Origin of the sequence: Tissierella creatinophila DSM 6911 (assembly GCF_001940565.1) — a bacterium.
GTDB classification, from domain to species: domain Bacteria; phylum Bacillota; class Clostridia; order Tissierellales; family Tissierellaceae; genus Tissierella_A; species Tissierella_A creatinophila.
On the sequence record NZ_LTDM01000038.1, the window covers coordinates 1 to 6,284 of the forward strand.

The following is a 6,284-nucleotide window of genomic DNA, read 5'->3' on the forward strand; positions in this document are numbered from 1 at the left end:
TAACATAGATTTTAAAAACTCAAATATAATCATATAATCTTTTCATCTCCTATCATTCTAGTTCCATAACAGCCTCTTTTATTTCCTTTTCTATAATATCTTTTGAAATTCTATCAATCTTCTTCTTTCCATTTATTATCAAAGTACCTTTAAAAATAACTCCATATTTTTTTATATAATCAAAGTCCTTCCCTGCATAATAAATTTTCACATCAACTTTTTCTTTATATTTTGCTGCAGCAGCCTCTACAGCTCTGGTATAACCATCACAACCAGATCATGTATTAATAAATTCAACCAATACCTTACTCAAATAAGCACCTCCAACAAATAGCTTATGTGGATCTCTTATACTATCCTAAGCATTAGTAATGAAATGTTTTATAAGGTTATCACCTGGTCTAATTCTGCATTTTCTAGGCAACCATAAAGTACTGGAAAACATCCAATAGACGCTCCAGGTATTATCTTGTCTTGAATCTCCCTTTCAAAAACACATTGGTCACAAGCAAGTATTATCATTCCCGTTTTATCATGGAGCTTTTGTAATCTCTCTCCTAAATCTGTGTCCTTTAAAAGTAAATATGTATTGTCAAACACAAAAAACATTCCTAAAACATCAGCACCATGCCCTTCAGCTTCCATCTGTGGAACTATCATATCCCTTAATATTGTCCTACTATTATCTGAAGATATAACATATGCAACTTTCATATTGATTCCTCCCTTGTATTTTTTTACTTCTACTAGCTTCTTTGAACTAGCATTTTGCTTTTCACGTCATTTTTTGTTATAATAGTAACAATTGTGATAATTAAAATAAGTAACCTATTATTTTAGACATAATTTATGGTAATACATTACAGTACTAAAGTCAAGCATAATTATTTAAGTTTAAATTTAAATTTAAATTTGAATTTGAAATTCAATATTATTTGGCAAATAAATAGCATGAATCCTGCATCTTTGTTGTAATTTAATAACAATAAAAATATCAATTTAATCAAATTTATTTGTTGAAATTTTCAATTCAGTATAAGAAAAAAAGTTAACCAGATAGTTAACTTTTTTTCTTATACTGAATGTGTAATTCTACTTACTGCAAATTCTACTATTGATGTGCACTTAATAATTCTTGTGTGCCATGTGGCGGCCAAAGGTACGCCCCTAGTTTGCTCTTGCCTATACCCATAATTTCTCGATGTTTTCCTTAGTTAGTTCTTTGCCAATTAAAACGATTTGCCCAATTGCTTGGGGTTTAATATATTTAATCTCTATGTTATTTGGTAGGAAGTCAAAATCCATCCAATTAGATTCGTTATCTGATAATACTCCCTTAGCCCGAAGTACGTTACCATATTTATCCTCTTTCAATCTATTTAGAATTTCTTTAAGTCTATTGCTATCATACTTCTTGGCAGTTTCCATGGTCCAATACTGAAATTCATCATCCTCACCATGGTGGTGATTATGCTCTAAATAATCATGTCTTTGACTATTTTTTGACTCTGACAATTCTAGAATATTTTGGGAGGATAATATATCCCAAGGAGTTGCTATAATATTGCCATTAGGATTAAGACTTCTAATGGAATTTATTATTTCATCAACCTTTCCTTCCTCTACTAATTGACTCTTGCTCAATATAACGGTAGTAGCGTGTTGGATTTGGTCTTTAAAAAAGTCTCCAAAAACATCAATAAAATCCTCGAATTCTATAGCATCTACAATTGCAATTGCCATATTTAACGCTACATCTCTTTGTTTTCTAAGATTATCTACAACATTTATAACGTCAGATAACTTTCCTACTCCTGTAGGTTCAATTATTATTCTATTAGGCTTAAACTCATCTATGAGCTGCTTCATTGCTATGTCAAATTCACCTTGCAAAGAACAGCAAATACATCCAGATGTAATAGATTTTATTTCTATTCCAGTTTGTCCGATTCTTCTTGAATCGATATTAATATCCCCATATTCATTTTCAATAATGGCAATACCTTCCCCTAAGACATTTTCATCTAGCAGTTTATTTATCATAGTGGTTTTTCCCGCACCAAGAAAACCAGAAATTATATCAATTTTTGTGGTCAAATATATCACCTTCCTATTTTTACATTCTATTTATTGAAATTATTTAATCGTACTGTTTCAACAAAATATTAATCCCTTTCTGATATACTATTGAATAAAATCATTTACTATAATGGTTTATCAAGTAAATTACCTTATCTGGGTCGACTGGATAACCAACTTCTCGTACTATATCCATCATTGCCTCTATGTTCTCAATTGGAGTATCTATTGGTAAGCTACATCCTGACATAACTACATATCCTTTAGGAGAGTCATAAGCCTCTAAAATTCCCTTTAAGGTGCTGATTCTAACATCATTTGGTGTTCCACAATACATTATTCCACCTGGATCTACATTACCCATTATTTTTGTCTGATGCCCGATTGTTCTTTTGCAATCTTCCAAGCTTGCAATATTGTCTATACTCATTCCACCAATACCTATATCTGCCATATCACTCCATATTTTATTTGTTTGTCCACATATATGAACTACAGGGTTATAACCATTTTGTTTTATATATTCAATTAATTCCTTTAAGTAGGGCAATGACAGTTCTCTAAATTGCTTAGGACTAATAACTGTACAGGACGACATTGGTTCCGAGATTGTTGGAACTATTCCAATATCCATTGATGCCTTTACATAAGCTTTGCAAGTTTCAAGTGAAACTTTACATAGTTTGTGTATAGCTTCTGGATTTTTATGAACAAATTTTAATGTCTCATTTACACCAAATAGAAAAGATGCATTAGTAAAAGGTCCAACTACTCCTGCAGAACAATTAATCTCATCCTTAGCTAATTCTCGTAAATATTTCATTGCCTCTAAGTGAATTGGTAATCGTCCATCTTTATATGGATTCGCAGGAGTTAACGTATCTATATCTTCTACTTTAAAAACTGCAGGACTTGCCAAATCAACAGTATCATCGTCTGGTTCTTTTACACTTGCCCCCATTGCTTCTGCCCAAGTAAACAAATCTGTAAAAATTCTTAAACTATCACCGCCAAATTTTTTATATGAAGCAAATTGTGCTTCAGCAATTATTTTTGGATTGTGATTGAAATCAGAAACCTTACATCCATAAATTCTAGCAGTACCATTCGCAATATTAGGATTACAAGGTAATCTATCTACTTCTAAACCTTTGCTAATAGCATTTGCTCGTTCAGCAGGGGTCATTTGATCAGTTTTTACCATGTCTGTAACCTCCCATAATATTATTTTCCCTTAGAATTAATAACTAATCATTTATTGTCCAATAAAGTAATTTACTTTTCATTAAATCAAAAAGATTCATTATATTAACTAAAACTAAAGCAATAAATATAAAACCAACAATTACTAGATCAAATCTGGCAAAATCAGAGTAATACTGTACAAAATAACCCATTCCAGAAGTAGCACCGAACATCTCAGCAACAGTTAGCATAACAAAAGAAAATTTAAGTGCTATAGCACAACCTGATAATATAGTAGGTGAAGCAGCCGGAAGGATAATTTTAAACATTTTTTCTATCCCCTTAATTTCCAAAGTTGCTGAATTTTCTAGAAATCTCTTATCTATAGTCATAACTGCATTGATTGTAGATCCTAAAATTGTCCAGAAAGCCGCAATAAATATAATAAATATTGATGCAATTCGAAACGAAGGGAAAATATGAATAGCAAATGGGGTTAAGAGTGTCGCTGGTATAGAACCAAAAGCATTTATGTATGGAGTAATATTTCTTCTAAGCCATTTTTTCAAACCAACAATAACACCTATAGTTATTCCAAACACAACTGCCATGGTATAAGCTGGAACTAATAACCCAAGAGAACTTACAAGCCCATTTAAAAGTTCTTTAAAGTATTTTAAAAATCCTGGCAATATCTTACCAAATCCTGGAAATAAGAACGGGTCTAATATTCCCAAAACATCCGTAACAATTCCATAAAAAAGTACAATTCCAATGAAAATTAACAGAATCCCCATTCTATCTATAATAAACTTTTTCATTAATTTAAATCCTCCCTAACAAATTATTATTGTTCTTTCAATAATATGGCAGAGTTGATATATATCAATTCTCCCATATTAAATACTCATCTAAAGATTATTATCATTGTATTCTTCAAGCTTTTCTTTAAAAAATTTGCTATCTGGATATTCCTTAATTAAAGAATCTAAAGCAGATTTATAGTTGTTAGTCTCTATATGATCGTTTATATCCACATTAGGATCTTTAATATAACCAAAAGATTGCATTTTTTCCCACATAGTTACCACGCTATTTTTAAATGGGTCAGTTTCATAAATCATATGGTCACTAAGCAAGAAACTTTCTGCGGTTTCAACGGACATATCTAAGTTTTCAACAGTCAATTCAACTACTCTACCCATATCTTGTGACATATCTTGTTCGGCTCTTAAATATGCACGCATTAACCTCTGTGCTGCTTCAGGATTTTCTTTCAACCAACTCGTTTTAGCAACCATACGACAACATGAATGATTAGGCCATAATTCATCAGGCCATAATACGATTTCCATTCCAGCTTCAGCAATTTGTAGCTCAAAACCAGTAGAAACAGCACCAAAGTCAGCTTGTCCATTTCTAACCGCTTCCATAACATCTGTGTTCTTTTTTAGCTCAATAAACTTAACATCTTTCTCTATGTCAAATCCTTCATCATGTAAAATGCCTTTTAATACGATGTCTGGTGTTCCACCTCTCATAATAGCTATAGTTTTTCCACGAAAATCTTCAACACTATTGTATTCAGTATCAGGCATAGCAAAAACAGGTGTTGCTCCAATAATCATGTATCCACCAAATATAGTAAACTCCTGTCCATTTGCAATTTGTATTAAAGGCCCACCTGTTCCATATGTGGAAATAACATCAACTTGTCCCGAACTTAAAGCAGAAAACGCATCTGAACCATTATTTATATAAGAAAGTTCAACATCTATGTTTTCTTCTTCCAAATAACCTTTATCTTCAGCAAGAAATTGAAATACTTGTCCTGATGTTGCTTGTGCAGCTAATTTAACTTTTATATTATCTTCTGATGATTCATTGTTGTTACTTACTTCTTTTGGAGAACAAGCCGCTAATAGTACCGTTATTGTAATTAAAAATGTAACTAATTTTATTTTTGTTTTCATATTGCCACTCCTTTTTTATAGGTTTCAAATTTTTTACTGCTTTTTTTCTTAATTTCATTATGAATGATTTTGACCAAGTCATTTCTTAGCTCTAATGCATTAGGGTCAGTATGAATAGTATTAATATTCCATGTCTTTCCTCCTCCAAGGGAACACCTATGAATAATATTGCTTGGCGCTTGCCCCAATATAAATATATCTGTTGCTAGAAGCAAAGCCTCATCTACATCATGAGTTACAAAAAATATAGTTTTCCTATTCTTTTTTTCTTGCTTCCATAAATCAATTACTAAGCCTTGAAGGTTTGATCTAGTAACAGCATCTAATGCACCGAAGGGTTCATCCATTAAGAGTATAGGTGAATCAATACTAAATGCTCGAGCAATAGCACAACGCTGTTGCATTCCTCCGGAAAGTTCTTTTGGAAGTTTATGAAAACTTGATTCATCTAGTCCTACATCTTTTAACCTTCTAATTGCTTCATTTTTTCTATCCACATAAGACATTCCTTTGAATTTCTGCTTAAGAGCTATCATTATATTTTCTCCAGTAGTCATCCAAGGAAAAAGCCCACTATCTTGAAATACCATACTTCTTTGCAAACCAGGATTTTTGAGCAATTCATTTCCGACATATATTTCTCCAGAAGTTGGTTTTTCTAACCCAGCTAACAATCTAAGAAACGTGCTTTTGCCACATCCAGATTGACCTAGTAAACATACAAAGGTTCCTGCTTTAACTTCCATATTTATATTCGACAAAATAATATCTTTGTCATAGGCAAAACCCAAATTCTTTACTAAGATATCTAACATATCCTTTCCTCCTTTCTATCTCACCCTATACTTCCTACTCCCATCAATACTCCTAGCACTTGATATACAGCTTCCACCAAAAAAGCGTCCATTCTCATCCTCTTCAATCAAATCTACTGCCAATAATGAAGTAGATGTTTTTGGACAAATATGAATCTTAGTATTACTCTTAGAATCTATTTTTTCTAACACTCTTAAAAAGGATGGCCCAGCAACTTTCTTGTAAAGTTTA

8 protein-coding genes are annotated in these 6,284 nt (G+C 32.0%); all 8 read right to left on the minus strand.

Annotated features, from left to right (window positions below):
* Positions 1–52 precede the first annotated feature (52 nt).
* Entirely contained in the window at positions 53–313 is a 261-nt protein-coding gene (gene saoT / locus TICRE_RS13770; protein WP_269843987.1) for a thioredoxin-like (seleno)protein SaoT, read from the minus strand.
* Between the two features lie 68 nt (positions 314–381).
* Positions 382–714: a DsrE-related protein SaoD gene (gene saoD, locus TICRE_RS09015; RefSeq protein WP_075727286.1), complete on the minus strand. Its 333-nt coding sequence runs from the start codon at positions 712–714 to the stop codon at positions 382–384.
* Positions 715–1,182: 468 nt separating this feature from the next.
* A complete protein-coding gene (locus TICRE_RS09020; RefSeq protein ID WP_075727288.1) occupies positions 1,183–2,097 on the minus strand; it encodes a CobW family GTP-binding protein in 915 nt (304 codons plus the stop codon).
* A gap of 100 nt (positions 2,098–2,197) precedes the next feature.
* Positions 2,198–3,283 carry a uroporphyrinogen decarboxylase family protein gene (locus TICRE_RS09025; RefSeq protein ID WP_075727290.1) on the minus strand — a complete coding sequence of 362 codons (1,086 nt, stop codon included), beginning with the start codon at positions 3,281–3,283 and terminating at the stop codon, positions 2,198–2,200.
* Between the two features lie 43 nt (positions 3,284–3,326).
* Positions 3,327–4,085 (minus strand): ABC transporter permease, encoded by a 759-nt coding sequence (locus tag TICRE_RS09030; protein ID WP_075727292.1) that lies wholly within the window; start codon positions 4,083–4,085, stop codon positions 3,327–3,329.
* 90 nt (positions 4,086–4,175) lie between these two features.
* On the minus strand, positions 4,176–5,237 hold the full coding sequence (locus tag TICRE_RS09035; RefSeq protein ID WP_075727294.1) for an ABC transporter substrate-binding protein: 1,062 nt from the start codon (positions 5,235–5,237) through the stop codon (positions 4,176–4,178).
* Positions 5,234–6,052, minus strand: a complete 819-nt coding sequence (locus TICRE_RS09040) for an ABC transporter ATP-binding protein (RefSeq protein ID WP_075727296.1) — start codon at positions 6,050–6,052, stop codon at positions 5,234–5,236. Before TICRE_RS09040 ends, TICRE_RS09035 begins: the two co-directional genes overlap by 4 nt.
* Before the next feature lie 15 nt (positions 6,053–6,067).
* Positions 6,068–6,284: hypothetical protein (locus TICRE_RS13280; RefSeq protein WP_158016508.1), on the minus strand; the 217-nt coding region annotated here is incomplete at its 5' end.